General features: G+C 54.8%; 28 protein-coding genes. 18 read left to right on the forward strand and 10 right to left on the reverse strand.

What is annotated here, in order from left to right; genetic code table 11:
* Positions 1 to 107 precede the first annotated feature (107 nt).
* Positions 108 to 1,298, forward strand: coding sequence for a CobW family GTP-binding protein (locus WFP70_RS04625; protein WP_337023035.1), 1,191 nt, complete (start codon positions 108 to 110; stop codon positions 1,296 to 1,298).
* A gap of 1 nt (position 1,299) precedes the next feature.
* On the opposite strand, the gene WFP70_RS04630 is transcribed toward WFP70_RS04625, so the two are convergent.
* Positions 1,300 to 1,527 carry a hypothetical protein gene (locus WFP70_RS04630; protein ID WP_337022756.1) on the reverse strand — a complete coding sequence of 76 codons (228 nt, stop codon included), beginning with the start codon at positions 1,525 to 1,527 and terminating at the stop codon, positions 1,300 to 1,302.
* A 72-nt stretch (positions 1,528 to 1,599) separates the two neighbouring features.
* Here WFP70_RS04630 and dksA point away from each other — a divergent pair, with 72 nt between their 5' ends.
* The gene (dksA, locus tag WFP70_RS04635; protein WP_182058542.1) at positions 1,600 to 2,019 is read left to right on the forward strand and encodes an RNA polymerase-binding protein DksA; all 420 of its coding nucleotides are present in this window, start codon (positions 1,600 to 1,602) and stop codon (positions 2,017 to 2,019) included.
* 32 nt (positions 2,020 to 2,051) lie between these two features.
* Here the strand turns inward: dksA and WFP70_RS04640 are convergent, their stop codons facing one another.
* Positions 2,052 to 2,723 carry an O-methyltransferase gene (locus WFP70_RS04640; protein ID WP_337022757.1) on the reverse strand — a complete coding sequence of 224 codons (672 nt, stop codon included), beginning with the start codon at positions 2,721 to 2,723 and terminating at the stop codon, positions 2,052 to 2,054.
* Between the two features lie 81 nt (positions 2,724 to 2,804).
* On the opposite strand from WFP70_RS04640, the gene WFP70_RS04645 reads away from it, so the two are divergent.
* Positions 2,805 to 3,443, forward strand: a complete 639-nt coding sequence (locus tag WFP70_RS04645) for a TetR family transcriptional regulator (protein ID WP_337022758.1) — start codon at positions 2,805 to 2,807, stop codon at positions 3,441 to 3,443.
* A 137-nt stretch (positions 3,444 to 3,580) separates the two neighbouring features.
* Positions 3,581 to 4,402, forward strand: coding sequence for a Cof-type HAD-IIB family hydrolase (locus WFP70_RS04650; RefSeq protein WP_337022759.1), 822 nt, complete (start codon positions 3,581 to 3,583; stop codon positions 4,400 to 4,402).
* Between the two features lie 76 nt (positions 4,403 to 4,478).
* Here the strand turns inward: WFP70_RS04650 and WFP70_RS04655 are convergent, their stop codons facing one another.
* The gene (locus tag WFP70_RS04655; RefSeq protein WP_337022760.1) at positions 4,479 to 5,654 is read right to left on the reverse strand and encodes an MFS transporter; all 1,176 of its coding nucleotides are present in this window, start codon (positions 5,652 to 5,654) and stop codon (positions 4,479 to 4,481) included.
* Positions 5,655 to 5,756: 102 nt separating this feature from the next.
* Here WFP70_RS04655 and WFP70_RS04660 point away from each other — a divergent pair, with 102 nt between their 5' ends.
* Positions 5,757 to 6,671: a LysR family transcriptional regulator gene (locus tag WFP70_RS04660; RefSeq protein ID WP_337022761.1), complete on the forward strand. Its 915-nt coding sequence runs from the start codon at positions 5,757 to 5,759 to the stop codon at positions 6,669 to 6,671.
* Here the strand turns inward: WFP70_RS04660 and WFP70_RS04665 are convergent.
* Positions 6,656 to 7,546, reverse strand: coding sequence for an SDR family oxidoreductase (locus tag WFP70_RS04665; RefSeq protein ID WP_337022762.1), 891 nt, complete (start codon positions 7,544 to 7,546; stop codon positions 6,656 to 6,658). The genes WFP70_RS04660 and WFP70_RS04665 overlap by 16 nt on opposite strands.
* 103 nt (positions 7,547 to 7,649) lie before the next feature.
* Here WFP70_RS04665 and WFP70_RS04670 point away from each other — a divergent pair, with 103 nt between their 5' ends.
* A complete protein-coding gene (locus tag WFP70_RS04670) occupies positions 7,650 to 8,474 on the forward strand; it encodes a helix-turn-helix transcriptional regulator (RefSeq protein ID WP_337022763.1) in 825 nt (274 codons plus the stop codon).
* Here WFP70_RS04670 and WFP70_RS04675 read toward each other — a convergent pair.
* The gene (locus WFP70_RS04675; protein WP_337022764.1) at positions 8,416 to 8,847 is read right to left on the reverse strand and encodes a winged helix-turn-helix transcriptional regulator; all 432 of its coding nucleotides are present in this window, start codon (positions 8,845 to 8,847) and stop codon (positions 8,416 to 8,418) included. The two genes, WFP70_RS04670 and WFP70_RS04675, sit on opposite strands and share 59 nt — an antisense overlap.
* Before the next feature lie 110 nt (positions 8,848 to 8,957).
* Here WFP70_RS04675 and WFP70_RS04680 point away from each other — a divergent pair, with 110 nt between their 5' ends.
* Positions 8,958 to 10,007 (forward strand): NAD(P)-dependent alcohol dehydrogenase, encoded by a 1,050-nt coding sequence (locus WFP70_RS04680; protein ID WP_337022765.1) that lies wholly within the window; start codon positions 8,958 to 8,960, stop codon positions 10,005 to 10,007.
* Positions 10,008 to 10,041: 34 nt separating this feature from the next.
* Here WFP70_RS04680 and WFP70_RS04685 read toward each other — a convergent pair whose 3' ends face one another.
* Both WFP70_RS04685 and WFP70_RS04690 read right to left on the reverse strand, forming a co-directional pair.
* Complete coding sequence (locus WFP70_RS04685; RefSeq protein WP_337022766.1) at positions 10,042 to 10,965, reverse strand: formyltransferase family protein; 924 nt, start codon at positions 10,963 to 10,965, stop codon at positions 10,042 to 10,044.
* 195 nt (positions 10,966 to 11,160) lie between these two features.
* Positions 11,161 to 11,601 carry an ester cyclase gene (locus tag WFP70_RS04690; RefSeq protein ID WP_034822419.1) on the reverse strand — a complete coding sequence of 147 codons (441 nt, stop codon included), beginning with the start codon at positions 11,599 to 11,601 and terminating at the stop codon, positions 11,161 to 11,163.
* 111 nt (positions 11,602 to 11,712) lie between these two features.
* Between WFP70_RS04690 and WFP70_RS04695 the strand changes: the two genes are divergently transcribed.
* From WFP70_RS04695 to WFP70_RS04705, 3 genes are all read left to right on the forward strand, one after another.
* Positions 11,713 to 12,615, forward strand: coding sequence for a LysR family transcriptional regulator (locus WFP70_RS04695; protein WP_337022767.1), 903 nt, complete (start codon positions 11,713 to 11,715; stop codon positions 12,613 to 12,615).
* Between the two features lie 118 nt (positions 12,616 to 12,733).
* Positions 12,734 to 13,375: an aspartate/glutamate racemase family protein gene (locus tag WFP70_RS04700; RefSeq protein ID WP_160866926.1), complete on the forward strand. Its 642-nt coding sequence runs from the start codon at positions 12,734 to 12,736 to the stop codon at positions 13,373 to 13,375.
* 137 nt (positions 13,376 to 13,512) lie between these two features.
* A complete protein-coding gene (locus tag WFP70_RS04705) occupies positions 13,513 to 15,348 on the forward strand; it encodes a methyl-accepting chemotaxis protein (protein WP_160866925.1) in 1,836 nt (611 codons plus the stop codon).
* 39 nt (positions 15,349 to 15,387) lie between these two features.
* Here WFP70_RS04705 and WFP70_RS04710 read toward each other — a convergent pair whose 3' ends face one another.
* A complete protein-coding gene (locus WFP70_RS04710) occupies positions 15,388 to 16,650 on the reverse strand; it encodes an MFS transporter (RefSeq protein WP_337022768.1) in 1,263 nt (420 codons plus the stop codon).
* Positions 16,651 to 16,925: 275 nt separating this feature from the next.
* Here WFP70_RS04710 and WFP70_RS04715 point away from each other — a divergent pair, with 275 nt between their 5' ends.
* On the forward strand, positions 16,926 to 18,011 hold the full coding sequence (locus tag WFP70_RS04715; protein WP_337022769.1) for a diguanylate cyclase: 1,086 nt from the start codon (positions 16,926 to 16,928) through the stop codon (positions 18,009 to 18,011).
* Here the strand turns inward: WFP70_RS04715 and WFP70_RS04720 are convergent, their stop codons facing one another.
* A complete protein-coding gene (locus WFP70_RS04720; protein WP_337022770.1) occupies positions 18,012 to 18,470 on the reverse strand; it encodes an OsmC family protein in 459 nt (152 codons plus the stop codon). It abuts the gene before it with no gap.
* 72 nt (positions 18,471 to 18,542) lie between these two features.
* The gene (locus WFP70_RS04725) at positions 18,543 to 19,202 is read right to left on the reverse strand and encodes a helix-turn-helix domain-containing protein (RefSeq protein ID WP_034822430.1); all 660 of its coding nucleotides are present in this window, start codon (positions 19,200 to 19,202) and stop codon (positions 18,543 to 18,545) included.
* Between the two features lie 133 nt (positions 19,203 to 19,335).
* Here WFP70_RS04725 and WFP70_RS04730 point away from each other — a divergent pair, with 133 nt between their 5' ends.
* The 7 genes from WFP70_RS04730 (at position 19,336) to WFP70_RS04760 (ending at position 25,397) form a co-directional block, all read left to right on the forward strand.
* Positions 19,336 to 20,253 (forward strand): carbon-nitrogen hydrolase family protein, encoded by a 918-nt coding sequence (locus tag WFP70_RS04730; protein WP_337022771.1) that lies wholly within the window; start codon positions 19,336 to 19,338, stop codon positions 20,251 to 20,253.
* Complete coding sequence (locus tag WFP70_RS04735; RefSeq protein WP_337022772.1) at positions 20,246 to 21,028, forward strand: ABC transporter ATP-binding protein; 783 nt, start codon at positions 20,246 to 20,248, stop codon at positions 21,026 to 21,028. Before WFP70_RS04730 ends, WFP70_RS04735 begins: the two co-directional genes overlap by 8 nt.
* 12 nt (positions 21,029 to 21,040) lie before the next feature.
* Positions 21,041 to 21,883 carry an ABC transporter permease gene (locus tag WFP70_RS04740; RefSeq protein WP_097117673.1) on the forward strand — a complete coding sequence of 281 codons (843 nt, stop codon included), beginning with the start codon at positions 21,041 to 21,043 and terminating at the stop codon, positions 21,881 to 21,883.
* A gap of 2 nt (positions 21,884 to 21,885) precedes the next feature.
* Positions 21,886 to 22,893, forward strand: coding sequence for an ABC transporter substrate-binding protein (locus WFP70_RS04745; RefSeq protein ID WP_034822438.1), 1,008 nt, complete (start codon positions 21,886 to 21,888; stop codon positions 22,891 to 22,893).
* Between the two features lie 65 nt (positions 22,894 to 22,958).
* On the forward strand, positions 22,959 to 23,162 hold the full coding sequence (locus WFP70_RS04750) for a hypothetical protein (protein WP_337022773.1): 204 nt from the start codon (positions 22,959 to 22,961) through the stop codon (positions 23,160 to 23,162).
* Positions 23,155 to 24,525, forward strand: a complete 1,371-nt coding sequence (locus WFP70_RS04755) for an amidase (protein WP_337022774.1) — start codon at positions 23,155 to 23,157, stop codon at positions 24,523 to 24,525. Before WFP70_RS04750 ends, WFP70_RS04755 begins: the two co-directional genes overlap by 8 nt.
* Before the next feature lie 5 nt (positions 24,526 to 24,530).
* Complete coding sequence (locus WFP70_RS04760; protein WP_337023036.1) at positions 24,531 to 25,397, forward strand: DMT family transporter; 867 nt, start codon at positions 24,531 to 24,533, stop codon at positions 25,395 to 25,397.
* Positions 25,398 to 25,580: the final 183 nt, after the last annotated feature.

A 25,580-nucleotide genomic window follows, 5' to 3' on the forward strand; every position in this document is an offset into this window, starting at 1 on the left:
CGAAGCGCAGTTCCCCAGCGGGTACTTAGGCAGAACCTGGTTTAACGGAACGGCATGACGCCATGGATGGCAAACCCAGCCGCAACGTGCGGCAGCAAGAGGTCACGATGCAAAAAATCCCCCTTACCATTCTCAACGGTTTTCTGGGTGCAGGCAAAACAACGCTATTAAAAAGTCTGTTGGTTCAGGCGCACAAACAGCAACTTGCAGTCTGCGTCATCGTCAATGATATGAGCGAACTTGACGTCGATGGCGTGCTGATTGCCAACACTGAAATCGTCAACGCCAGTAAACATAATTTCATTACGCTCTCGGCCGACAGTATTAGCAGCCGAACGGGTATCGAAAAACTCGATGCCGCACTTGAGTCGATGCTCAACGCACATCGTCCGGATCTGATCCTGCTGGAAACCTCGGGCAGCAGCCATCCGTTGCCGCTGGTGCGTTATTTCCGCGATCATGCCGAAGTGCAACTCAATGGATTCTTATCGCTGGTCGACAGCGTGATGCTGAATGATGATTACCAGCAGGGCGAAGCGCTGATTCCTCGTTTGCAGGCCAATCTGACTCGTCACAAGCGGCGCATCGAGAATCTGCTGACAGAACAAATTATGTTTTGCAGCCATCTGCTGCTCACCAAAAATGATCGGCTGCCGTCTTCCAGCATTACCCGCATTGCCCAGGCCATTCATCCGCTCAATCCCTATGTGGCAGTGATGGCGGTATCGCGGGGAAACCTCTCTCTGAGTGAACTCATGGCGATGCCGTCCTACGATTTCGGGCGGGTCGCGCAGTTAATTGAAGAATTAGCGGATGAGGTGGATGCCATTGATCCTGGTGCGTGGCAAATGACTTCCGAAGTGATTCACGACGACCGTCCATTCCATCCGCAGCGATTGTGGGATACCTGCCACCACTTTATGGGCGCGGGCATCTATCGCAGTAAAGGCTTTTTCTGGTTGCCGACGCGCGATGATCTAGCGCTATTGTGGAATCAGGCCACGGGCAGCATCAGTCTGGAATTTATCAGTTACTGGAAAGCGGGAATTCTGAATCATCGTGATAGTCCGCTGACGGCAGAGGAGCGTGCGGCGGTCGAACAGGCAGTGGCAAAAATGCCGGGGCGATTTGGCGATCGGCGCTGCAGTTTAACGGTGATTGGTGAACCGGATGAAGTGAAAGCCTTCACCGACGCCCTGAAACGCTGCTTTCTCAATGAAGAGGAGCTTGCATGGTGGCAAAGTGGCGGTGAATTTGCCGATCCCTGGCCGCAGCGCGTGGCGCGCGTATCCGCCTGAGTTAGCCCGCCAGCGCAAGCATTTGCGTACAGAACGGACACTGGCAGCCAGATACGGGCTTTAACAGCGCCGCATGCACTTCCGCCGTCGCCAGAGGCTGTGTCAAATCGACGTTGGCCACTGCGGTATCCGGTTTTTGCGCCAGTTTTAACGTATCAATCTTTGCCTGAAAGGCACCTGCTTTTGCCGATGCTATGGCGATAAGTAACAGAGGAACAGTGGTCTTCATCGCAGCAACCTCAATGAATGATTTGAAATGTGACGATATAACATTAACACGAAGCTGTTAAGGAATTTCAACATGACCAAACCCACAGCAGCCGAGCAGCAAAACCTTCTCAGTATGCCGCCAGAAGAGTATATGAATCCTCACCAAAGTGACTATTTTTTGCGCTTATTGCGTTTTGAGCGGCAGGAACTGCTCGAACATATCGACTACCTGAAAACGCAGCTGCAACGCAGTGAACAGCAAGGGGATGAAGCGGACAAAGCGATACGCGAAGAAGAACTGCGCTTGTTGTTTCGCCAGATCGATCGTGAAAGTCGGCTGCTACCAAAAATTGATGCGGCAGTGCAGCGCATCCATCAAGGCGAATATGGCTACTGTCGTGATACGGGCGATCCCATTGGACTGGCTCGCCTGTTGCTCCGCCCCACCGCAGAACTCTCCATTGATGCCAAGATCAAGCAGGAACGGGTCGAAGCGCAGTATCGGAAATAAAAATCACCCAGAGCACAGGCTCTGGGTGCTGATTACTGTGAACGTCCGAGCCACATTGACACTTCAACGCCGTCGTTAAAAGGCAGCGACAGATAGCCACGCCCGCTGTGCACATGTTCGAGATATTCGGGGCTGAAATCCGCATCATCGGCGACGATCAGCGCACCAGGGCGCAAATGTGGTTCAACCAGCGCCAGTATCTCAGGGTAAATTGCCTTGGCGCCATCCAGCACCAGCATATCGATGGCAGCAGGCAGGTCGCGGCTCAACGTATGCAGCGCGTCACCCACGCGCACTTCAATCAAATCACTTACGCCCGCATCGGCAAAATGATTGCGCGCCAGCGCCACCTTTCCCGGCTCAAATTCACTGGTGATGATCTTTCCGCCGCCGTTATCACGCACTGCGGCCGCCAGGTGCAGCGTCGAGATCCCGAATGAGGTGCCAAACTCCACCACTGCACGAGCCTTGCTGCTGCGCGCCAGCATGTATAGCAACTTGCCGGTCTCACGCGATACCGCCAGGGGCACATCTTTCAGGTGACCATAAAGTTCGAGGTAATCGGTTTTGCTCTGCAGCAGGCGATTTTGCTCTTCATCGGACATCACGCGGAAGGCTTCGTTGGTTGGATGCGACATATTGTCGGCCAGTTCAAACAGGTAATTAAGCAGCGGTGCCAGGGGCGCGGAAGTTAAGGTAGTCATGACGATTCTCCGTGGATTAATCTATGCGAACAGAATACGATGAATCATTCGCATTTCACTATTCGTGTTCGGGAGTATCAGGTGGCTGAACGTCGTAACACCAGGATTTCAGAGAGAAAAATTCCTAAACAAGCGCGATCCAGCGAGCTGGTTTCCGCAATATTGCAAGCGGCTACTCAGGTTTTAGAGCAGGAAGGCGCCACGCGGTTTACCACCGCACGTGTGGCGGAACGGGCGGGTGTCAGTATTGGATCGCTGTATCAATACTTTCCCAATAAAGCGGCTATCCTTTTCCGCTTACAAAGTGAGGAATGGCAACGTACCGGCGATCTTTTAGGATCGATCCTGCGCAATCAGGATGTGCCTGCGGGTGAACGTCTGCACCAACTCACGCTCGCTTTCTTGCACTCAGAGTGTGAAGAAGCGGCAATGCGGACCGCACTTAACGATGCAGCGCCGTTATACCGTGATGCACCGGAAGTGGCAGCCGCGCGCGCGGCGGGTGAAAACGTGATGAGTGACTTCCTGTATGAGTTATTGCCCCAGTTGGAAGAGAAACAACGTCTGCGCGCTGCGGACCTGATCAACAGCACACTGGGTAACGTGGGCAAGCATTTTTCCGAAACACCGCGCACTGAGGCGGAGATTCTCGACTACGCAAAGGACATGGCAGAGATGTTCTGTGTCTGGATCAGGGAAAAAGGGGCGGATTTGCAGTAAAAGATGGCACTGGAAATCTCTGAAAGCGGTTAACAATCTCATTATTACCATTCTCATTAATCCACACCGCGAGTAAGCTCTATGAAAACCTTTTCACAGCTGGATGGAATGCTGGTCAAACGATACGGGAGAGTAAGATGGCAGTAAAAATGATTGCGGTGGATATGGATGGGACTTTTCTCGATGACAACAAACAGTACAACGCTCAACGATTCGCGCGCCAGTACGCCTTGTTGAAAGAGAAAGGCGTTCGTTTTGTGGTCGCCAGTGGCAATCAATATTACCAGTTACAACGCTACTTCCCGGATATCAAAGATGAAATCGCCTTTGTCGCCGAGAACGGTGCCTGGGTGTCAGACAGCAATGAAGAGATCTTCTGCGGCGAACTGGCACCAGAACGCGTCCATCAAATTTTGGATATTCTGGCTAAAGAGCCGGATATCAGCACCGTGGTGTGCGGTCGCAACGGCGCTTATGTGCACACCTCGATGCCGGAAGAGGTGATTGCGATGCTGGCGAATCACTATCATCGCCTGGAAAAGCGCGACAATCTGTACGATATCGATGACACCATCTTTAAGTTCTCGTTGAATCTGGCACACGAAGGAGTGGACGCCCTGATGGAGCGTTTGCACAAAGAACTGGGCGCGATTGAAAATATCATGCATCCGGTCTCAAGCGGTTTTGGCTTTGTCGATCTGATCATTCCTGGTTGCCATAAAGCGCACGGCATTGCGCTGCTGCAGGAAAAATGGGGCATCGACGATTGCGAAGTGCTGGCGATTGGCGACAGCGCTAACGATCTCGAAATGCTGCGTCAGGCCTGCTACAGCTTTGCGATGGCCAATGCCGCCGAAGCGGTTAAGGCAGTGTCACGTTACAAAACCGACAGCAACAACGACGAAGGTGCGCTTAACGTGATAGCACGCTTGCTGGCACGCGAAGAGCCGTTTGGCTAATCCCTCGCGGCAGAGTTTATCGAACCAGATCTAAACTTTTAGCTGGGCGATCGATTCTGCCGCTACCTTTATCACCTCAGGCCTCACGTCTCGCTAACCTTTTTTCCATCCTCTTAATCAGCGGTGGCAAGAGTAATGCGCTGCCGGCAACCAGCACCCAGAATATGATCGGTAGTGGCCCTGCTATCTCAAAAGTCATGGCCGAAACAAAAAAGGCGACAGTGGTACTCAATGACATCAGCGCCGTTTGCAGGGACAGGAAACCAGCCCGACTGGTCTCATTTGGAAACCTCGTCGTCACACACGACACCACCACCAATCGTCCGTAAGCCCCGCTCAGAAACAGCCCCATGAATAATGCGCTGGCATGCAAACCTGTCACGGGAAGCAGCATGCTGACCAGTAATATCAGCGTTGAGACAACGGCTAAGGTGTAGCTGGACCAGTGAGCCAATAGTTTTCCGGTCAGCTTTGTCGCCATCAACCCAGCGATGCCACCGATGAAGAACAGCATGGGCAGCGAGGCGCTCACAGCCTGCATGTGTTGGGTCAATAAAGGCACTAAAGCAGGAATGATGAGCATAGGAGTGAATTGCGCGATGGCGTTCCCGCTGGCGAAAAACAACCATTCTGGCGTCATTGTTATCGATGATTTAGGGGCGATTTTGCGCGGGGCATCAGGAATAAACCCGGCAATAAGAAGCAAAGCTATCAGGCACAGCAAACCAATGAGTCTCGTTGCGCTATACCAGCCGAAATGTGTGCTCAAAAACAGCATGGTCGGCATCCCTGCAATGCTGACCACAGAGAAAGCGGCAATGACGGTGGCAATCATCCGTGCTCGTAATGCCGCTGGCGCGAGGCTGATTAATAAACTCATCCCCACACCCATGGTTGTTCCTCCCACTAAGCCCGCCATAAATCGTAGAACCAGCAGCAGGGTATAATCGCTCGTGAAGGTGATCAGCACCGTCAGAGCGCCTAAAAGCGCCATATTCCACAGTAAAAACCGTTTGGCGTTAACGCGGTCAATCCATTTCCAAATACATAACCCGGATAGCACTGAACCCAGGGTGTAGGTCCCCGTGACATAACCTGCATAAGTGACAGGCACTGAAAATTGAGACGCCATGTAGGCAAACAGCGGATTAAACATCATGTATTCGAGGGCATTCGTGAATTGAACAAAAGCGATAATCACAGCGATGCGGATCACAGCGAATGAACCCGATTGCGGGGTGAGGGCAGGCATAGTTTGCTCCATTAAGTTACAGGAGGCCTAGTCTATTGCCCGTGCATCATTATGATTAGAGCGATAAAGTGAGAGGATTAATTATCAATAATGGGATAATCGATGCGCAGTAGAATCGATTTAAATGTTTTGCGGGTATTCGTCACCGTTGCAGAGAAGGGCAGTTTTATCGGCGGCGCGCGTGCCTTGAATATACCTGCATCGAATGTGAGTCGCCAGATTTCGCAGCTGGAAGAACGATTAGGGATGCGACTCATACAGCGAAGTACGCGTCAAATGAAGCTTACTGAAGCAGGGCAGATGTTTTTTGACAGCATGCGACCACTGCTGGACTCGGTGAATGAGACGGAAGCCAGATTAAGCCACGCACAAACTGAGCCGGAAGGGCTGCTACGCGTATGTTTACCGAATGGAGTCGGGCCGGTGATCTTCGGCAATCTTTTGGCTGACTTTGCAATGCGATATCCCAGAATTGAACTCCATTGTACTACCAGTCTGCAGGGAGCAGAGGCACTGTGGGATGACTGCGATGTTGTCATTGATATCAGTCGCGGTACGCGCGCCAGCAGTGATGTCATAGCTCGACCGCTGGCTTCATTGCCCTGCCAGATTGTTGCGGCGCCGACTTTACTGCAAAAATACGCCAGACCAACGCATACAGAACAATTGCTGGCTCTGCCCTGCATCACCACCGTAAGTGCACTTCAGGGGCAAGCGTGGCAATTTATAACCACTGGCAAAGGATTTCGACACATCAATGTGCTGAGTCCTTTCCGTGTCGACAGTGGTGAGATGGCGATGCAAGCTGCACTGAAAGGCATCGGGTTTGCCATCCTTTCAGCGCAGGCTTGTGAGCCTTATATTCGAAGTGGGCAGTTAGAAGTGATTGAGCTTGAACTCGCTCCCGCACCCCTTGAGATTGCGCTGCTCTACCAGGAACGGAGTTTTCTTCCCGCAAGAAGCCGCGCGTTTATTGATTTCCTGCAAGAGGCGGTGCGGAATCAACGCGAAAAATAACCCGCCTCACGCATATCCTGCAGCAGTCCCGGTCCGGTGGGCTGCCAGTTAAAGGTCTGGCGCGTCCATTCACTGGAAGCCGGATTATCAATGGAAGCAAAGAACGCCATCCAGCCCAGCCACTCCCTCGCTTCTTCCATGCTCAGGCTTTTCACCGGCAGAGACAAACCTGCACCAATGGTTTCGGCGATCTGACGAAATGGGATGCCTCCTTCCTGAATCGCATGCAAAATCGTGCCGGCTTCGGCGTGCTCGGCGGCGAGGCAGAACAACTCCGCCGCATCATCACGATGCACCGCAGGCCAGCGATTCGCACCATCCCCGATATACACCGCCGCGCCTTTCTCTTTCGCCATATTAATGATCATCGGCACAAAGCCGTGGTCGCCTGCGCCGTGTACCGTGGGCGGAAGACGCACTAGCGAGACGCGCACCCCTTTATCCGCCAGCGCGAGTGCGGCGATGTTGGAGTCGGAACGAGGATGGCCGCCGGAAACCGGTTGAGTCTGTTCAACCGCGAGACGTCCTGGCGAGACCAATGCAGTACCGGTGGTCACCACTAGCGGACGGTTTGACCCGGCAAGTACTTCACCCATCGCCAGAATCGCCTGCTGATCGATAGCCGCTGCGTGATCCATGCGGCTGAAATCATGGATATAGCCGGCATGGATCACACCGTCACTCTGTTCAACGGCGCTACGCAGGCTGGCAATATCTTCTAAATCGCTGCGCATCACCTGGACTCCCTGCTGTTGCAGTTTCTCTGCTGACGCGTCACTGCGTGCCAGTCCAAGCACGTCCACGCCGCGTGCCTGCAGTTTTTTCACAATGGCCGAACCGATAAAGCCGCTTGCGCCGGTCACAAAAAGTCGCATATTCGTACTCCTATTTCTGGCTGTTGAAGCACTATGATAAAAGTCTGCGGCGCGGCGAAAAGTCGTGAGCTTATACAGGTATAGGCACTAACAGGATAACACCATGACCCAACAAGACGACAATCTGCTCGGCAACTACCTGCGTGAACGACGTCAGCGACTGGATGCCGGCAAACTTGGCTATCCTCTGCTGCGGCGTCGTACGCCCGGATTGCGTCGGGAAGAAGTGGCGGTGCGCGCCTGCGTCAGCACCACCTGGTACACCTGGCTGGAGCAGGGCAGAGGCGGTGCGCCCTCCGAAGAGGTATTGGAACGGTTATCCAAAGCGTTGGAGCTAAGTGCCGCCGAGCGCGACCACCTGTTTCTGCTGGCACAGAATCGTTTGCCGGGCGTCACCTGGCAGGCGGGCGTGGATGTTTCACCCTCGTTGCAACGCGTCCTGGATAGCATGACGCACACGCCCGCACTAGTGAAAACCGCTGAATGGCAGGTGGTGGCGTGGAACCATGCGGCGACCAAAGTATTTGTGGATTACGCCCAACTGCCGCCGGAACAGCGCAATATTCTATTAATGATGTTCAGCAACGAAGAGATGAAAAAACGCCTGCCGGATTGGCATCAGGTCACGCGTAACATGGTGGCGAATTTCCGTGCCGACGTAGCACGTACCGGTGCCAGCGAGCATGTGCGCACGCTGGTGGAAGAACTCAGCGCGATGAGCGAAACCTTCCGTCTGCTTTGGCAATCGCAGGAAGTGAGCCAGCATGGCGAAGGGATAAAGCAACTGTGGCTACCGGACGAAGGCGTGCTGGAACTCGAATACAGCACCTTCGCCGTTGAGGGTAAGCCCGGCCTGAGCCTGGTGGTGTTTAATCCTCGCTTGCCGAGAGATCGTGAGACGGTGGCGCGTCTAATGGCACGTCCGTAGCCGCGCGCAGGTTGGCGTCCATTGCATCCAGCGCCGCCTGATTCTCCAGTCCCCACTGGTACATCTGTTCGATTGGGGCTGCAAAGGTCTGTCCCAGCGGCGTCAAACGGTAATCCACTTTCGGTGGAATCACGTCATACACATGGCGGGCAATCAATCCGCGCTGCTCCAGCTCTTTCAGTGTCTGAAACAGCATCTTCTTCGAAATTCCCTGCAGGCTGCGCTGCAACTCGCCGGTGCGCGCACGCTGTCCCGGCCAGTGATAAAGCGCGTGCAGCACCATGCTGCTCCACTTCAGCGAGAACAAATCCATCAAGCGACGCGGCGGGGAATCCGCATAAAAAAACAGCTTGCCGTCAACCCAGGCTGGCATCAGTGTCACTCCTCTATGGTCACCAAATGGTGACTACTATCATTTCCGCACCACGTTGACTATAGTCTGCCGCCTTCAACTCAATAACGCCAGCACCTTGCGGAGGCACCATGAAAATCAACGCATTAGTCGCACACGACGCGGCAAAACCTTTAGTATCCAGCCAGATCGCGCTGCGTCCACTGCAACCGCAGGACGTTAAAATCGATATCCTGTACTGCGGCGTGTGCCACTCCGATCTGCATATGGCACGTAACGAATGGGCGGTGAGTCGTTATCCGCTGGTGCCGGGCCACGAAATCATCGGTCGCGTGCGGGAAACCGGCGCAGCGGTCACAAACTTCAAGGTCGGTGATGTGGTGGGTGTCGGCGTGATGGTCGATTCCTGTCGTGAATGCCATTTCTGCCAGCAGCAGGAAGAGCAGTACTGCGAAGCCGGATTTACCGCGACCTATAACGGTATCGACAAACACACTGGCGACAGCACCTGGGGCGGCTATGCACAGAATGTGGTGGTCGATCAGCATTTTGTGGTGTCAGTGCCGCAGAACCTGCCGCTGGCAGGCGTTGCGCCGTTGCTGTGTGCGGGCGTCACCGTTTGGTCACCGCTGCGTCACTTCAAGGTGCAGGCCGGCGACAAAGTCGGCGTAGTGGGCTTAGGCGGGCTTGGGCATATGGCGGTAAAACTGGCGAGTGCGATGGGTGCGGAAGTGACGCTGTTCACTACCTCTCCGGAAAAAGGTGCCGATGCGCGACGCCTGGGGGCCAGCCGCGTTGTGGTCTCACGCGATGCGGAACAGATGGCAGCGGCGCAAACCTCTCTCGACTTCATTATCGACTGCGTTTCCGCGCCTCACGATCTCGATCCCTACCTCGCCACGCTCAAAACCAATGGTCGTTTGGTGCTGGTAGGCATTCCGGAACAACCGCATCAGGCACCTGACGTCACGCCGATGGTCTTCCGTCGCCTGAGCATCAGCGGCTCATCCATCGGCAGCATCAAAGAGACGCAGGAGATGCTGGATTTCTGCGGCGAACACAACATCACGGCAGATATCGAATTGATTGCGGGTGAAGCAGTCGAAGATGCATTCGCGCGCATGCTGAAAGGTGATGTGAAATATCGCTTTGTGATTGATATGGCAGCGACCCGCTGGTGATAAAAGTTGGCGATTTCAGCCTGAAATCGCCAGCTCAACATGACTTCAGTTGCATCCCCACGCACAGTGAGAAGTGCTGCACGAGCTGCGCCGCACTAAGATTGTCGTGATGCGATAACCCCGTCGCGACAATTTCCAGCACATTTTCGCCACAGGCGATATACAGCGGATCGATGGAAATAATGCTGCCCGCTGCGTGCTGATGCGACTGGGTAATCACGCGGCTTTTCCACACGATAAAACGCTGTTCTCCCATCAGGCTATACGCACCAGGCCACGGATAAGCAACGCCGCGAATCAGAGCATGAATCTCATCGGCAGACTGATGCCAGTGAATCTGCCCATCCTGAGGCTTTCGTTGTCCCGGTTCGCTGGCGAGACTTTCATCCTGCACGCGTTCAATCAAACTACCCGCCCGCAGAGCGCGCAGCCAGTTTGGCAACTGTTCACGTGTGGTGCGTACCAGTTTGCGATGTAATGAAAGCGCCTCATCTTCATCAGTGATAGCGACACGGCTTTGCGCCAGAATTGGCCCGCCATCTGGCACGTCATTAATGCGATGAAGCGTCACCCCGGTTTCACGCTCATTGCGGATAATCACCCAGTTGAGATGCGCACGTCCGCGATAGGCGGGCAGCAGCGAAGCATGCACATTGAATGCGCCTTTTTTGGCGGTAGCAATCATGGCAGGAGAGAGCGCTTGTCGATAAGACAGGGTCAAAATCGCATCGGGTTGCAGCGACGCTACTTTGGCAATCCATTCTGGCGTGTTGATATCGTCCGGACAAAACACCGGGATCTGTTGCTGCAGCGCCATGGCTTCAACCGAGTCAAAGAAGCTATTTTCCTGATGGGCTCCCGCGTGGGTGAACACGCACACCACTTCAAATCCCACTTCCTGCAAACTTTCCAGCGCCGCGCATCCCATCTCATGATACGCACATAACACGACTTTCATTCTTCCGCCTGTGAACACTGATTAACGTCTGGTGCTTAGCATAGCAGGGGAAGATTATGCCTGGCTTAAACCGTGCAGTTGATCGCTTTTAATTCGTCAAAGGCTTGTTATGTCCCTCACTTTCCGCTGCGTTATTAGTGACTAACTAAGCAGCGGACTTCTGCCATGACTTATACGCTGTCTGCAGTGCTTCTTTCAGAGAGTTGGGAATTGCCCAATCTGCTGGAACATGGCAAACCAATCTTCCATATGCCAGGTGGTGGTCACGCGCTCGCCGTTGAGCAAGTGGAATTCGTGCAGGCGCACGCTAATGCGACGACCGGTTGGTGCAATGCCCATAAACTCACCCTGGTGCGTACCGGTAATTTCTGCACGCACAGCAATCTTTCCAGGCTCCTGAAGCATGTCGTGCACGGTGATGTTGATATCCGGGAACGCGGCGATAAAACCTGCCAGTAGTGGCTTAAATCCTTCTGGTCCCGGCCCCTGACCTGGCGCCAGTGGGATGTCATCCCAATCTTGTGTGACCGCCAGATCCAGCAGATCGGGATTTTTGTCACTAAAAGCGCGATAGAGGTTTTCTACCGCAGTACGTTCAGCTTGCAGGCGTTGGTTCAGTGGTTGTGTCGCAGACATGTTGGAAACCTTATTGGATTAGTTAGCGGTGCATCTCACCGGCTTGTGCAGTATTCCTGAATCTGACACTATCCATCCAACAAATGATTGGTAAAGAGCATTATACAAAATATGAATTTTGAAGGGTTCGATCTCAATTTGCTGGTGGCATTTAATGCCTTAATGCTGGAGCGCAACGTCACTAAAGCGGCGGCACTGGCTGGCGTAAGCCAACCGGCGATGAGTGCCGCGCTTTCTCGCCTGCGTCGTGTTTTTGACGATCCTTTGTTTATCCGCAGCGCAGAAGGCTTGTTACCCACGGCGAAAGCGCAGGAGATTGCGATACCGGTGGCCGATGCGTTAGGGCAGGTGCGTCATTTAATGAAGCCCGCAGAGGTCTTTGATCCCACAGCCAAACAGCGCAGTTTTACCCTGGGATTGACGGAGTATCCGATGCATGTGCTGCTGCCTGCGCTAACCAAAAAGCTCGCGGCGGTGGCACCTCATTGCACGATTCATGTGCGTTATTTTATTGATCGCGATGAGGTTGTTGCGCTACTCGATGCGGGCAAGATTGATATTGCCGTAGGCGTACCGCCAACCAAAGCAGAGAACCGAATTCTTTCCCAGCCATTGCTACGTGATGACTTTGTCACCTTAGTCGGGCGCGACCACGAAGCCGCGCGTAAAGGCATGAACCTGCAAGCGTTTCTATCAATGCGCCACATCCTGGTGTCACCGGAAGGCAACCATTACGGCTTGGTGGACCAACAATTGCGAGAGCAAGGTTTAGCGCGCACCATTAGTCTGACGTTGCCCACCATGTTTACCGTGCCCTCGCTCTTATCGGGAACGGATTATGTGGCTACGGTACTGCGCCGCGTGGGCACCAGCCAGGGCGACATCATCATGTTTGAACCGCCGTTGGCGCTGCCCTCGATTCCATTTGATCTGCTGTGGCATCGCAGGACGCAGGACAGTGTGGCGCATCAGTGGTTACGCGGTGTGATCGCGGAAGTAGGAGCAGCATTGTAGATCAAACCAGCGGCGGGTACGTGTTGCCGCTTTTGCATAAACCTGCCATGTTACTCGACACAATAAAAAACCAGGCCGCTTTGCAAACCCGTTTAACATCAGACCAGGAGTAACAGCCATGCTGGGGATAATCCGCGTACTAACCCATCCAGATCAGCACTTTGTCGAAGAACATGGTCGGCTGATTCATCAGGAGTACGCTATCAACTCAATTAGCCGGGCGATCCCCGATCAGCACAAAGGCATTTTCGATGATGCCAGTGAAGCGCTAGCGGTGCCTAAGATCGTTACGCTCGGGCGGCAATTAGAGTCCGACGGCTGCAATGCGCTGTTTCTCAGCTGCGCCGCCGATCCTGGCCTTGCGGCATTGCGCGATGCCGTATCGATTCCCGTCATCAGCGCCGGTTCGGCATCGGCAAGCATTGCGCGTATGCTCAAGCGTCCTGTCGCGGTGATGGGGATTGGCGCGGCGGCCCCGGCGCCTTTCCGTCAGTTGCTGGGTGAATCCGTGCGCTACGCGCGTCCGGAAGGGGTGCTGAACACTACGGACTTGCTGAGCGCAGAAGGTCGCGCCAGCGCCCTGGCCTGTGCGGATAGTCTTTATCGCGATGGCATTGAAGTCATCGCCTTCTCATGCACCGGTTTTTCCACCATCGCGCTAGGCGACAGCATTCGCCAGCAGTTAGGGAAAGTGGCGGTGGATGCGGTGAGTGCGGCAGGCCTGTTTATCAGCCAGTTAGCCCCGCAATCCGCGCGATAACCTGCTCGCGCCGCTGCCCGGCGGCGCATAACATCCTGTAATCGTTTTTTTGTGATCTCCGCGATAAACAAATCCCGCTTCGCTCCGATAACTCCCTTACCAGAATTTACAAAAACAACATTCGCAGGAGAGGGAACATGGGGCTGGTATCCCGTTTACGTAATGTACGCATCACCCGAAAATTGTCAGCAGGATTTGGCATTGTGTTGCTGTTAGTGGCATTAGCCACCGGCATCAGCGTGCAGCGTTTCAATGCGATTCATGACATCTATCAGAAAACCAATCTGATCTATGACATCAATATCGAGGTGTTCCAGGCGAAAATTAACCGCCTCAAATACCTTTATGGTGATGATAAATCCGGCAAGGTGATGGCCGACTATGTCGCTCATGCACAGCAGCTGAATCGCGAGGCTAAACAACTCTCCTGGACAGACAATGCCCGCGCGCTGGTGGATGAACTGGATACTCATCTCGCCAGCTTCCAAAACAGTATTGGCGCGATGACGCAAGCCACGCAGCAGCTAAATAGCCAGCGAGCACAGCTCGATTCCCTGAGCCAGCAAGACATGACTTCGCGCTATATGCAGTTGATCCGCACGCCAGTGACCAATCCAGAACTGACCAATCAGATCTATGAACAGCTCTTCGCCATCAGCAACGTGCGTGAAGAAGCCTGGGCGCTGCGCTTCAATGTCTCCGATACCCTGCGCAATACCTTGCAAACCCATTTCCAGCAGGCCGATCAGGGTATGAAAGCCTTGTTGGCTCAGCTGCCACCGGAACAGCAGGGCGGATTTACCGCGCTGTGGCAGGATACCGAACGCTTTAAAGATCTTAGCCTGCAAGCGGCGGACAGCTATGGTCAGCTGCGTGCTTCAGAAGACACGGTAAAAGTCGCGGGTGATAAGAGCAGTGCGGCGATCAAAAAGATCATTGCTATCGTCAAGGAGCGCAATGATGAACTGGCGAACGGTTCAGCAACGCTATCCCTGTTGATTGGGGGGCTGGCGATTCTGTTTGGCGTACTGGTAGCGTGGTACATCATCCGTCAGATTACGCGTCCGGTATTCCATAATCTTGAGCTGGCGGAGCGCATTGCCAGCGGCGATTTAAGCTCGCAGTTTACCACCGATCGTCATGATGAACTCGGCAAGCTGACCTCGGCGATGGGGCGGATGAACGACCGTCTGCGCAGTATGATTGGCGATGTGTTGCATAGCGTCAGCAGCGTGTCGCAAGCCGCTAGCGAGATCAATCAGGGCAACCTCGATTTGTCATCACGTACCGAGCAGCAGGCGGCGGCGGTGGTGGAAACGGCTGCCAGCATGGAGCAGTTAACGGCTACCGTTAAAAATAACGCCGAGAACGCGCGGCAGGCCAGCCAGATTGCCGCAGAAGCTTCACACAATGCGAATCAGGGCGGTAAAGCGGTGCGCGATGTGGTCAGCACCATGGGGGAAATCTCCGACAGCTCGAAGAAAATCGCCGACATTACTGCCGTCATTAACAGCATCGCTTTCCAGACAAATATTCTGGCATTGAACGCGGCAGTTGAAGCGGCACGAGCCGGTGAGCAGGGGCGTGGTTTCGCCGTGGTCGCCAGTGAAGTGCGCAACCTGGCACAGCGTAGCGCCGGTGCGGCAAAAGATATTGAACAGCTGATCAGTGAATCGGTGAGCCGCATCAGCAACGGGCATCAGCAGGTAGCGCGTGCTGGCGAAACCATGGATCAAATTCTCGGTAGCATTGCGCGCGTGAATGAGATCATGGAGGAAATTTCTGCTGCTTCCGATGAGCAGAGCCGTGGCATTGAGCAAATTGCTCGCGCGGTAGGTGAACTTGATACCACTACCCAGCAAAACGCCACGCTGGTGAGCGCATCCTCGCATTCGGCAAACTCGCTGGAAGAACAAGCGATGATGTTAGAGCGGTTGGTCGCGCAGTTCCGCTTGCAGGGGGCGGGGCGTTAAGTTTGTTGAAAGATGGGGCGGCCTGATAGCCGCCTCCTTTTATAACGGCCTGCGGTGATCGTCTTTATTCAACGTCCACAGCGCGGCAAAGCTCACCAGCGCTGTGCCCATTACATACCAGGCCGGAATATCCGCATTACCGGTCTGTTTCATCAAACCGGTAATAATCAGCCCCGCACAGCCAGAAAACAGCGCATTCGACAGCGAGTAGGCTAACCCAAGCCCGGTGTAGCGCACGCGCGTCGGGAACATCTCCGCCAGCATCGCGGGCCCCGGCCCTGCAAGCATGCCGACCAATGCCCCGGCCACAAACACCACCGCCGCTTTGATCAGCAAACCGTTTAGTGGGTCCTGCAATACTTTCAGCAGCGGAAATGCCAGCACCAGCAGCAAGAAGGTCGCCAGTAACATCACTGTGCGTCGTCCTACGCGATCGCTCAGGATACCCGCAGGCAGGATAGTCGCCGCAAAGCCGAGATTCGAGATCACCGCAATCAGCAGCGCCTGATTGAAGCCGGTATGCAGCGCTGCCTGCAAATAGGTAGGCATGATCACCAGATAGGTATAGCCCGCTGCGGACCACACCATCAGTCGTCCGATCCCCAGCACAATGGCGCGTACAGTGGCACTGACCGACGCGCTTTCTGCATTTGTTGCTTGCTCAAACTGTGGAGACTCCTCTAAGCCCGACCGTAGCCAAAGTGCGATAGCGCCAAGAGGCAGTGCGAGCAGGAAAGGGATGCGCCAGCCCCAGTTAATCATAGCTGCGTCTCCGATGAGCAACGGCAAAACCGCCACCACGGCCACGCCCGCCAGTAATCCAAACGCTACGGTCAGAGACTGCCATGCTCCGTAAAAGCCGCGCTTGCCCGGAGGTGCAAATTCCGTCATGAGTGACACTGCGCCGCCGTACTCTCCCCCGGCAAACAACCCTTGCAGGATGCGTAACGCGGTAATCAGCAGCGGTGCAGCAACGCCAATGGAGGCATAAACCGGCACCAGACCGATCGCAGCGGTCGCGAGCGTCATCAATATCAACACAGCGATCAATACCGGCTTGCGTCCATAACGATCGCCCAACCTGCCGAACACTACCGCGCCTAAAGGACGGAAAAAGAAGGCCACGGCAAATGCCGCATAGGTCAGGATGAGACTGGTGAGGGCACTTTCGCCCTCAAGCTGGAAGAAGTTTTTAGCCATCAGCGTGGCCATAAAACCGTAAACGGCGAATTCATACCACTCAATAAAATTGCCGACGGATCCGGCAATGAGCACGCGCTTGTGTGCCGCAGAAAGAGACATGACGTTTTCCTATCAACAGGGGGCAGTGAACATCCTGCGTTCAAGCTTCTGATGTGACAACCGCTGGCGCTAATCAGCTGCTGAAAATCGCTGTGGGTTCAAAGTTTTAATGTGAAAGGGCGCTATTCCATGCTGATGTTTGCCGGACTTTTCAGCATAACGAAGAGTTTTTGTACTATTGCCTCAGCACAAGGTAAATATTCTTAAAATATTCCGACCTGCTATCCCCTTTTCCCGTTAAACTGCTTTTCTTGTCGATCAGACTTTTCCAGTGAATGAATTATTACTCACCTGATGATAGCCATCTGAAGCGGCGTTCACAGCGCTTCGTTCGTCGTATGTTTATCATGCGCCAGCTTGGCACAATTTTATGTTTCTTCCCAATTCTCTCGGTATTGATGGAGATGGATCGCGGTCTGGCGTTCAGCGCCCTGTTATTTATCAATGCATTTATCTGGCCGTGGGTGGCTTATCGCCGGGCATTGCGTGCCGAAGACTCCACCGGCACCGAACGGCATAACTTAACGCTGGACGCGGCATTTGGCGGTATTTGGGTAGCGCTGATGGCGCTTAGCCCATTGCCGTCATTTATCATTATGGCGGTGCTGGCCTCGGATCGTTATGCGGCAGGAGGCGCAGCGCAGTTAATCGCTGCCATGCAGGCTTTCCTCTGCGCTTTCGTTATGGTCTGGCTGGTGGATGGCGCGGGTGTCAATCTCACATTCAGTCCGCAAACCGTCTGGCTGACATTGCCGTTGGCAACCTGCTATATGCTGGTATTGAGCGTGACGTCCTACAATTTGACCTGGCAATTGCGTAAACGAAACCGTGAACTGGAGCGTATTGCGTTAATGGACCCTGGTCTGGAGATCCCTAACCGCCGCCTGTTTGAACGTCGTCTGGAGAGCGAATTCTTGAGTACGCGTCGTGGCGACAGTGCGGGGTATCTGCTGCTGATGGATCTTGATTACTTCAAGTCGGTGAATGATACCTGGGGCCACGAAGCCGGGGATTTTTTACTGGCAGAGATTTCGGCACTGCTTCGTAATCATGTGGGATTGCAGGATATTCCCGCGCGTTTCGGCGGTGATGAGCTGGGCGTGATCGTGCACCATGCGACCGATGAGACGGTGGTAGCGTTGGCAAATCGCTTAAAGGAAAAAATCGCTCAGGTGCGCCTGCCAGCGTCGGCGGAGTTTCGCTGCTCGGTGAGTATCGGCATTGCTTCAGCCGCCAACGCCGAGTCCTTGCGCCATTGGTTACGCCATGCAGATGAAGCGTTATACGAGGTAAAACGCGCCGGACGAAATGGTGTGCGGCTGTGGGTCCCTCCGCAACCACCGTTGGCCGGCGCCGCCTGATCAGGCAAACGTCGGTTCGCAATTCACCGGGAAGTTGAGTGAATTGGCCACATAACAGGCCTCATGTGCCTGATGATGTAACTCACGTGCGCGATCCGCATCTGCCGGATCGCGCAGCGTAATGCGCGGTTTCAGCGTAATTTGCGTGAAACGACCCCGAGCGCCTTCCACCATGGTGCCTTCCGCGGCATCCTCATAAGCTTCCACCACAATTCCCGCGTCCGCGCACAGGTGCAAATACCACAGTTTGTGACAGGCGGAGGCTGAAGCCAGCAATAACTCTTCAGGATTCCAGCGCGTGGCATCGCCACGAAATGCCGGATCGGCGCTCAAAGGCATTATGGGTTTGCCGTCTGCCACCATCTCACTGTTACGATCGTAAGCGGTGTAAGAGGAGGTGCCGGTGCCGCGATTGCCGGTCCAGCGGACCGTGACCTGATAGTGGTGTTCCCGTGCCATAGCTGAAGTTCCTTTTGTGGGGTAATCGGCGGTCAGTTTACTGTGTTTGCTGGCGTGGCGGGAAGGCTCTGATCAGCCACCGCGCGTCAAATCCTCAATATCCAGCGTTTCAGTCTGACAAATGGAGATCAGGCTGGCGGCTTCATCACTTAGCCGTACAAAGGTATGGCGCATCGTACTGTCGATGTAAGCGCTGTCACCTTGTGCCAGCCGCAGCGGTGCATAGAGCTGCGTATGCAACATCACTTCGCCTGACAAAACATAAATGAACTCTTCACCGGCATGCTGGGACCAGGCTTCCGGCGGCGGCAACTCGCGCGTCTCAATTCCCATCACCACCGGAATCATCCCTTTCACCAGCAATTCAGCGGCATGCACTTCATAACGAAAATAGGGGTTGGTAAAGGCTAATCCTTTACCGGCCAGTGTGTAAGTGCGGCGGCCCTGAATGGCGGTGCTCGCCACCGAAGGCAGGGGCAACTCTTCGGCGAACAGTTCTGCCAGAGAGTAATCAAACGCGCTGGCAATCTTGGCAATAGTATCGAATGAAGCGGACACCTGGCCTTTCTCAATCTTCGAAAGTGTCGAAATCGACACGCCACTCAACTCGGCGACCTGCTCCAGCGTCAATTCTCGCGCCTGACGTATCGTTTTGATTCGCAGTCCAAAATCTTGTTCGCCGGTTAAGGCGGCGCCCAGCCCGGAGGCTTCATGCTGTCGGGTGGTTTTCATTGGCAATGATTCTTCTGATAAGTGAACTGGACAGTTAATTTCTCACATATGATAAAAATTATCACATAAGAAAATTGTATTGGTCTAAATGTGAGCAGAGTAGCAGTTTAAAAGAAAACTTCTGGGAGCTGCTATGAACATAACCACCATCGCCAGCATTACACTGCCCGCGTTTTACGATAAAGCCCGCAGCCTCAACAACCTGCTGAATTGGATGGAACAGGCGGCACAGGAAGGTGCCGACCTGGTGGTATTCCCGGAGCAGGTTTTACAAGGCTATCTGCCGGATACGCTTAACTGGAACGGTGAAGCGGTGGCGTGGCAAATGGCGCAAGCCGAAGTGGTGACCGAAGGTGAGAGCGTGCAGGCCATGCAAAAGCTCGCCACGCAACTGGGCTTGCATGTGGTTTTCGGCATGACCGAGCGCCATCCTGAACGTGCCGAAGTGCTGTTTAACAGCGCGGTGCTATTGGGGCCAGACGGTTTGCTCGGCGTGTATCGCAAAGTGCATCAGCCGGGCGATGAGAAGCACGTCTACTATCCCGGCAGCGATTTCCCGGTGTTCAGTACGCCAATTGGCCGCATTGGTATGTTGATTTGCTACGACAAAGTGTTCCCGGAAAGCACTCGCGAGTTGGCGCTGAAAGGCGCGGACATCATGATCATGCCCACCGCATGGGGCTATGCCGGAGACGGCAGTGCAGGCGATGCCGATCCGATGGTGGATAGCTACACGCTGTTTGGCCGTGTGCGCGCACTGGAAAATCAATGCTGGATGATCGAATCCAATCTGTGCGGCCAGCACGGCAATCTTCACTATCACGGCCACAGCCGCATTATCGATCCGCTGGGAAATATCGTGGCCGACAGTGGCACCACGGAAGGCATGGCGATTGCCCGCGTCGAGGTGCAGTCCGCCATCCTGCGCGCCCGCAGCAGCGACTATCTCGGCTATCACTTCCTGAAAGATTACGTTGCGGTGCAGGCCCCGCCTTCGACGTTGACGGTTCACAATCGCCACGCGCGACCTTTGGGGGAAAACCATGAGTAAAGTTCTGGAAGCCGCTGGCATCCACAAAAGCTATCCCACGTCGGAGGGTGAGGTGACGGTGCTGCGCAACCTCAACTTCCATGCCAATCGCAATGAATTCGTCTCATTTGTCGGGCCCAGCGGCTGCGGAAAATCGACGCTGTTCAACATCATCACCGGGCTGCTGATGCCCGACAGCGGCAGCATTTTGCTGAAGAATCGCGAAACCACCGGCACGCCGTCACCGGAACTTGGTTATGTGCTGCAAAAAGACCTGCTGTTCCCGTGGCGTACGGTGATCGACAACGTGATCCTCGGTCTGGAAGTGCGCGGCATGCCCAAAGCACAGGCGCGAGCCAAAGCGCGTGAACTGTTCGAACTCTACAAAATGACCGGTTACGAGCAGAAGTATCCGTCGCAGCTTTCCGGCGGCATGAAACAGCGTGTGGCATTGATGCGCACCATGGTCACCAACCCGGAAATCATCCTGATGGATGAGGCTTATAAGGCGCTGGACTACCCGCTCAAAATCTCGCTGGAAAGTGAATTGCTGAGTGTGGTGAAAGAGCAGCACAAGACGGTGATCTTCATTACGCATGATATCGAAGAGGCGGTCACGCTGTCGGATCGTGTTTACGTGATGAAAGCGCGCCCCGGTGAAATTGTGCAGGAGATTGAGGTCGATCTCGGCACGGATAGCCTGTCGATACCCGAACGCCGCCTGTCGCCGCGTTTCAATGAGTATTACGAGCATATCTGGCGCAGCATCGGCATTCAGCCTGAGCCGGTTAACTAACGAGAGGACGACATGACAATGAACTCAGTGTCTACACGCCCTACGGTTGCGGCGACGGCAAATCGCAGTTCGCGAGAAACCTTTTTCCGCTCAGCTAACGCACGTCGCTACACGCTGCTGTTCTTACAGATGGCGATTGTGGTGCTGCTGTTGGGAGGGTGGGAACTCGGTGTGCGCAGTGGCAACATCAACGCCTTCCTGTTCTCCAGCCCCTCGCAAGTGTGGGAGGTGCTGGTCCAGCGCTTTCAGTCCGGTGAAATGGTGACTGATGTGCGCGTCACCGCCGTTGAAACTCTGGTGGGGTTTGCCGTGGGCGCGATTGGCGGCTCGATCCTGGGGTTGCTGCTGTGGTACTCGCGCTTTATCTCTGACCTTGCCGCGCCGTTTATCGCCGCGATTGGCTCAATCCCGGTGCTGGCGATTGCGCCGATGACCATCATCTGGTTCGGCACGGAGATGCTTTCCAAAGTGGTGATTGTGGCGTTTTCCTGCGTGGTGGTGTCACTGACCACCTCTTATAAAGGCGCGATGCGCACCGATCCCGATCTCATCAACCTCCTGCGATCCTTCAACGCAGGACGCGGCACCATTTTCTTCAAGCTGGTGGTGCCATCCGCGATGTTGTGGGTGCTGTCGGGCTTAAGGCTTAACGTTGGCTTCGCGCTGGTCGGTGCCATCGTCGGTGAATACATCTCTTCAGATAGCGGCGTGGGTCACATGATCCTGCTGGGGAGTTCCAATTTCGGTATGAACATTGTGCTGGCTGGCATCGTGCTGGTCATGCTGATGATGCTGTGTTTCAACGCGCTGGTGGCATTTATTGAACGCCTCATTCTCTCCTGGGACAGGAAATAATCATGAAAAAATTCCGTTTAGCTACGATCTCTGCCGCAGTTTGTCTGGCTTCTCTGGTAAGTGCGCACGCGGCTGACACGCCAGTGCGCATCAACCAGGCGTTTCAATCGCTGCTCTATCTGCCGTTGTATGTGGCACAGGAGCAGGGCTTTTTTAAACAGCAGGGCGTTGATGTGAAAATCAGCACCGGTGGCGGCGGGGCGCAATCCTGGGCGGCGGTGATTGGCGGCTCGGCAGATTTCTCGATTCAGGATCCGGTGTTTGTGCCGAAAACCCGTGAAAACGGCGGCAAAGGGGTGGTGGTGGCCGGGGTACAGAACGCGCCAACCATCTTCATCTTCGGCAAAGAAGCGGCTTCTTTGCAGGACAATTTGTCACTGCTCGCGGGCAAACGTGTGGTGACCAGCCCGCAACCTGATACCACCTGGGCGTTTATGAGTTATCTGATCAAACAGAACAACCTCAAAGACGTGAAGCTGGTGCATGTGGCGATTGGCAATGAGATCCCGGCGGTGGCGGCAGGTCGTGCAGATTACGCGTTAGCGGCGGAGCCACAGGTCACCATGGCCGAAAAGCAAAACGGCTTGCATGTGGCTTACTCGTTCTCAGCCGCGCAATCCTGGTATCCGTTTGCCTTCTCTAGCCTGACGACCACACAACAATATATTGATAAGAATCCACAGGCCGCGCAGGCCGTCGTGACCGCCTTTGAACAGGCCTCACGCTTTATCTACAAGCATCCGGCTGAGTCGGTGACTATTGCACGTAAATACTTCCCGGCGTTGCCCGAGGAGGTGGTGAAAACCGCAGTGCAGCGTGAAATCGATGCCAAAGGCTATCCGGAGAACGTGCTGGTGTCGCAGAAGGCCTGGGATAACAACATGAACATCGCGCTGTATGCCAAAAACATCAAAGCCTATCCCTCTGAAGCCACGTCATATCAGAACAACGTGAACACGACGCTGGCGACTAAGGCCAAAGAAGCGGTCGATGCGATGGGCGATAAGTAAGTCCTCACCTACCTTCGAAAAGTGATGGGGCAACGCTGTGCGCCCGCAATAAAAGAGGATTGATTATGGATGCACTGACACTTCGACTGGCGTTGATACAGCGCCATTGCGCGGCTGATGCGGTTGAGTTGGAACACCTGCTTACCGATTGTGAAGCGCGTGCGGCGGGCGTTAGCGCCTTTGATGCGCAACATTTCGCGCCAACGCTGCTGCCGGCAAACGCCTGGGTTTCCGCTTTGCAGCCGCCGCTGGAGTTGCCCCATGAGTGAGTTGATCGATGTCTCGATGCTGACGCTGGCGCAACAGCTGCGCATGCGGCAGACCAGCGTGCCAGAACTGGTTGAAGCCTGTCTGGCGCGTGAGGAAATCACACGCGATCTCAATGCTTTCAATGAGGTCTATGTGTCTCAGGTCCGTCAGACGGCCAAAGCCAGCCAACGCTTACTGGAACAGGGCTACGATCTGGGCCCGCTGCATGGCATGCCGATTGCCATTAAAGCCAATATCGATTTGGCCGGTGAGGAGATGCACGCGGGCAGTCAGATACTCAGCGGCAATATCGCCCAGCGTGATGCGGTGGTGGTGCAACGTCTGAAGCAGGCGGGCGCGTTAATCATCGGCAGCACCAATATGCATGAGTTCGCCTGGGGCGGCACCACCAACAATCCGCACTACGGTGCCAGCAGCAATCCCTGGGATGATGCCCGCATTCCTGCCGGATCCAGCGGGGGTTCGGGTGTCGCCGCCTCGGTGCGCAGTGCGCTGGCAACGTTGGGCACCGATACCGGGGGATCGATCCGTTTACCGGCGTCGATGAACGGGATCACCGGCCTGCGCCCGGGCGTGGGGCGACTCTCCACGGAGGGCATTTTTCCCCTCGCCACCAGTCTTGATACCGTCGGGCCGCTGGCTCGTTATGCCGAAGAGTGTGAAGTGCTGTTTAATGTGCTCGACGGCAAAACACAGCCGCTGACAGCATTACCGGAACTGGCCGGATTACGCATTGGCTTGTTGCCGGATGTGCATCAGCAGGTACAGCCCGATGTCGGCACTGCTTATGATCAAATGGTGCAGTGGTTTAGCGCAGCAGGTGCACGCTGCCAGACGCTGAGTTTGACCGGGCTTGAGCAGGCGGTGAATGCGCTGGTGCTAATCAACCTTGCGGAACCGGCTTCATTGCACGCCGCCTGGCTTGCTGACCGTCCGCAAGAATACGGTGCGGATGTGCGTAAGCTGCTGCAAGCGGGACTCGCCATTACCGCAGTGGAGTATCTGCAGGCACAACGTTTCCGCACCGGTTTACGCCAGCAGTTGTTGCAGCATTTGAATCAGGTGGATGTGATTCTGGTGCCGACGCTGCCGTTTACCGCACCGCATAAAGGACTGGAAGCGATTCAAATGGGAGACCGCGAAGAGAGCGTGTTGACCGGCAACATGCGTTACAACGCGCTGGCAAGTCTGTCAGCACTGCCCGCTATCAGTCTGCCTTCCGGGTTTGATCATGCAGGGATGCCCATTGGCATGCAGCTCATTGGACGTGATGGCGCTGAGCGCAAACTGCTCGCTTTTGCGCGTCGATTCCAGCAGGAGCACGATTATCATCTGCAAACGCCAACCCGGCTACGTGCGTGAAACCCATTCCGCTGCGCGACCTGTTAATCCTGCTGCTGGTGGTCAACGGCTGGGCTTTTAACGTTATCGCCATGAAGTTTGGCCTGATGGAACTGCCGCCGCTGTTCATGCTGACGCTGCGTTTTGTGCTGGTGGCGGGCCTGCTGCTGCCGTTTCATCGCCTGACGTGGCGTCAGCTACCTGGCATGATGCTGCTGGGATTCACCTTTGGCTTTGTGCATTTCGGGTTAATGGTGATTGGCATGCAAACCACCGAAGCGGGCACCACCGCCGTGTTTATCCAGATGGGCACGCCGATCGCCATGCTGCTGGCAGCATTCTGGCTCAAAGAGCGGCTGCGCTATCAGCAAATCGGCGGCGTAGTGGTGGCGTTTTTGGGCGTGATGATTCTTGCGGGCAGTCCGGCGCTGTCGCACTGGCAAAGCATTATGTGGTTATTGATGAGCGCCTGTGGTTGGGCATGCAGCACGGTGCTGATCAAGCGTTTGCCGCCGATTGCACCGCTGGCGATGACGGGATGGCTGTCACTGTTTGCCATTCCATTGGTGGGGGTGAGTTCGCTACTCACCGAGCAGCACCAGTTCACTTTGCTACTCGCAGCGGGTTGGCGCGGTTGGCTCGGGGTCATCTACAGCGCGCTGGGTTCGTCCATCCTCGCTTATTCATTGTGGTACGGCCTGCTGAAACGCTACCCCGCCAGCCAGATTCTGCCCTGGTCATTGCTGAGCCCGGCACTGGCGCTGTTAATGGGCGTGGCAATTCTGCATGAATCGCTGGATTACAGCAAAGTGATCGGCACGCTGCTGATTGTAGGAGGGATATTGCTGGCAGTGGTACGAGGCACAGTCATGAAGAAGAGGGTGGTCGTGTAATTGGGATTTTTCAGCCGAAATGCTGAGAACTCTTTATGTAAGAGGATTATATCGGCATATCACTCAACCCTGCTATGCGGCATGTAAGGCGCGCACGCCGGCTCAAAATCGCGAGTTAATTCCCTATCTTCCTGATTATTACTCTCCTATTTAATAAATTCCTTCAATACAACACTTCATTAA

The organism is Pantoea sp. USMM079 (genome assembly GCF_037153115.1).
Taxonomy (GTDB): domain Bacteria; phylum Pseudomonadota; class Gammaproteobacteria; order Enterobacterales; family Enterobacteriaceae; genus Pantoea; species Pantoea communis.

Excerpts from the sequence above, each read along its gene's own strand:
- WFP70_RS04625 (WP_337023035.1), top strand. The coding sequence starts at position 108 with ATGCAAAAAATCCCCCTTACCATTCTCAACGGTTTTCTGGGTGCAGGC.
- WFP70_RS04630 (WP_337022756.1), bottom strand. The coding sequence starts at position 1,527 with ATGAAGACCACTGTTCCTCTGTTACTTATCGCCATAGCATCGGCAAAA.
- dksA (WP_182058542.1), top strand. The coding sequence starts at position 1,600 with ATGACCAAACCCACAGCAGCCGAGCAGCAAAACCTTCTCAGTATGCCG.
- WFP70_RS04640 (WP_337022757.1), bottom strand. The coding sequence starts at position 2,723 with ATGACTACCTTAACTTCCGCGCCCCTGGCACCGCTGCTTAATTACCTG.
- WFP70_RS04650 (WP_337022759.1), top strand. The coding sequence starts at position 3,581 with ATGGCAGTAAAAATGATTGCGGTGGATATGGATGGGACTTTTCTCGAT.
- WFP70_RS04655 (WP_337022760.1), bottom strand. The coding sequence starts at position 5,654 with ATGCCTGCCCTCACCCCGCAATCGGGTTCATTCGCTGTGATCCGCATC.
- WFP70_RS04660 (WP_337022761.1), top strand. The coding sequence starts at position 5,757 with ATGCGCAGTAGAATCGATTTAAATGTTTTGCGGGTATTCGTCACCGTT.
- WFP70_RS04665 (WP_337022762.1), bottom strand. The coding sequence starts at position 7,546 with ATGCGACTTTTTGTGACCGGCGCAAGCGGCTTTATCGGTTCGGCCATT.
- WFP70_RS04670 (WP_337022763.1), top strand. The coding sequence starts at position 7,650 with ATGACCCAACAAGACGACAATCTGCTCGGCAACTACCTGCGTGAACGA.
- WFP70_RS04675 (WP_337022764.1), bottom strand. The coding sequence starts at position 8,847 with ATGCCAGCCTGGGTTGACGGCAAGCTGTTTTTTTATGCGGATTCCCCG.
- WFP70_RS04680 (WP_337022765.1), top strand. The coding sequence starts at position 8,958 with ATGAAAATCAACGCATTAGTCGCACACGACGCGGCAAAACCTTTAGTA.
- WFP70_RS04685 (WP_337022766.1), bottom strand. The coding sequence starts at position 10,965 with ATGAAAGTCGTGTTATGTGCGTATCATGAGATGGGATGCGCGGCGCTG.
- WFP70_RS04690 (WP_034822419.1), bottom strand. The coding sequence starts at position 11,601 with ATGTCTGCGACACAACCACTGAACCAACGCCTGCAAGCTGAACGTACT.
- WFP70_RS04695 (WP_337022767.1), top strand. The coding sequence starts at position 11,713 with ATGAATTTTGAAGGGTTCGATCTCAATTTGCTGGTGGCATTTAATGCC.
- WFP70_RS04700 (WP_160866926.1), top strand. The coding sequence starts at position 12,734 with ATGCTGGGGATAATCCGCGTACTAACCCATCCAGATCAGCACTTTGTC.
- WFP70_RS04705 (WP_160866925.1), top strand. The coding sequence starts at position 13,513 with ATGGGGCTGGTATCCCGTTTACGTAATGTACGCATCACCCGAAAATTG.
- WFP70_RS04710 (WP_337022768.1), bottom strand. The coding sequence starts at position 16,650 with ATGTCTCTTTCTGCGGCACACAAGCGCGTGCTCATTGCCGGATCCGTC.
- WFP70_RS04715 (WP_337022769.1), top strand. The coding sequence starts at position 16,926 with ATGAATTATTACTCACCTGATGATAGCCATCTGAAGCGGCGTTCACAG.
- WFP70_RS04720 (WP_337022770.1), bottom strand. The coding sequence starts at position 18,470 with ATGGCACGGGAACACCACTATCAGGTCACGGTCCGCTGGACCGGCAAT.
- WFP70_RS04725 (WP_034822430.1), bottom strand. The coding sequence starts at position 19,202 with ATGAAAACCACCCGACAGCATGAAGCCTCCGGGCTGGGCGCCGCCTTA.
- WFP70_RS04730 (WP_337022771.1), top strand. The coding sequence starts at position 19,336 with ATGAACATAACCACCATCGCCAGCATTACACTGCCCGCGTTTTACGAT.
- WFP70_RS04735 (WP_337022772.1), top strand. The coding sequence starts at position 20,246 with ATGAGTAAAGTTCTGGAAGCCGCTGGCATCCACAAAAGCTATCCCACG.
- WFP70_RS04740 (WP_097117673.1), top strand. The coding sequence starts at position 21,041 with ATGACAATGAACTCAGTGTCTACACGCCCTACGGTTGCGGCGACGGCA.
- WFP70_RS04745 (WP_034822438.1), top strand. The coding sequence starts at position 21,886 with ATGAAAAAATTCCGTTTAGCTACGATCTCTGCCGCAGTTTGTCTGGCT.
- WFP70_RS04750 (WP_337022773.1), top strand. The coding sequence starts at position 22,959 with ATGGATGCACTGACACTTCGACTGGCGTTGATACAGCGCCATTGCGCG.
- WFP70_RS04755 (WP_337022774.1), top strand. The coding sequence starts at position 23,155 with ATGAGTGAGTTGATCGATGTCTCGATGCTGACGCTGGCGCAACAGCTG.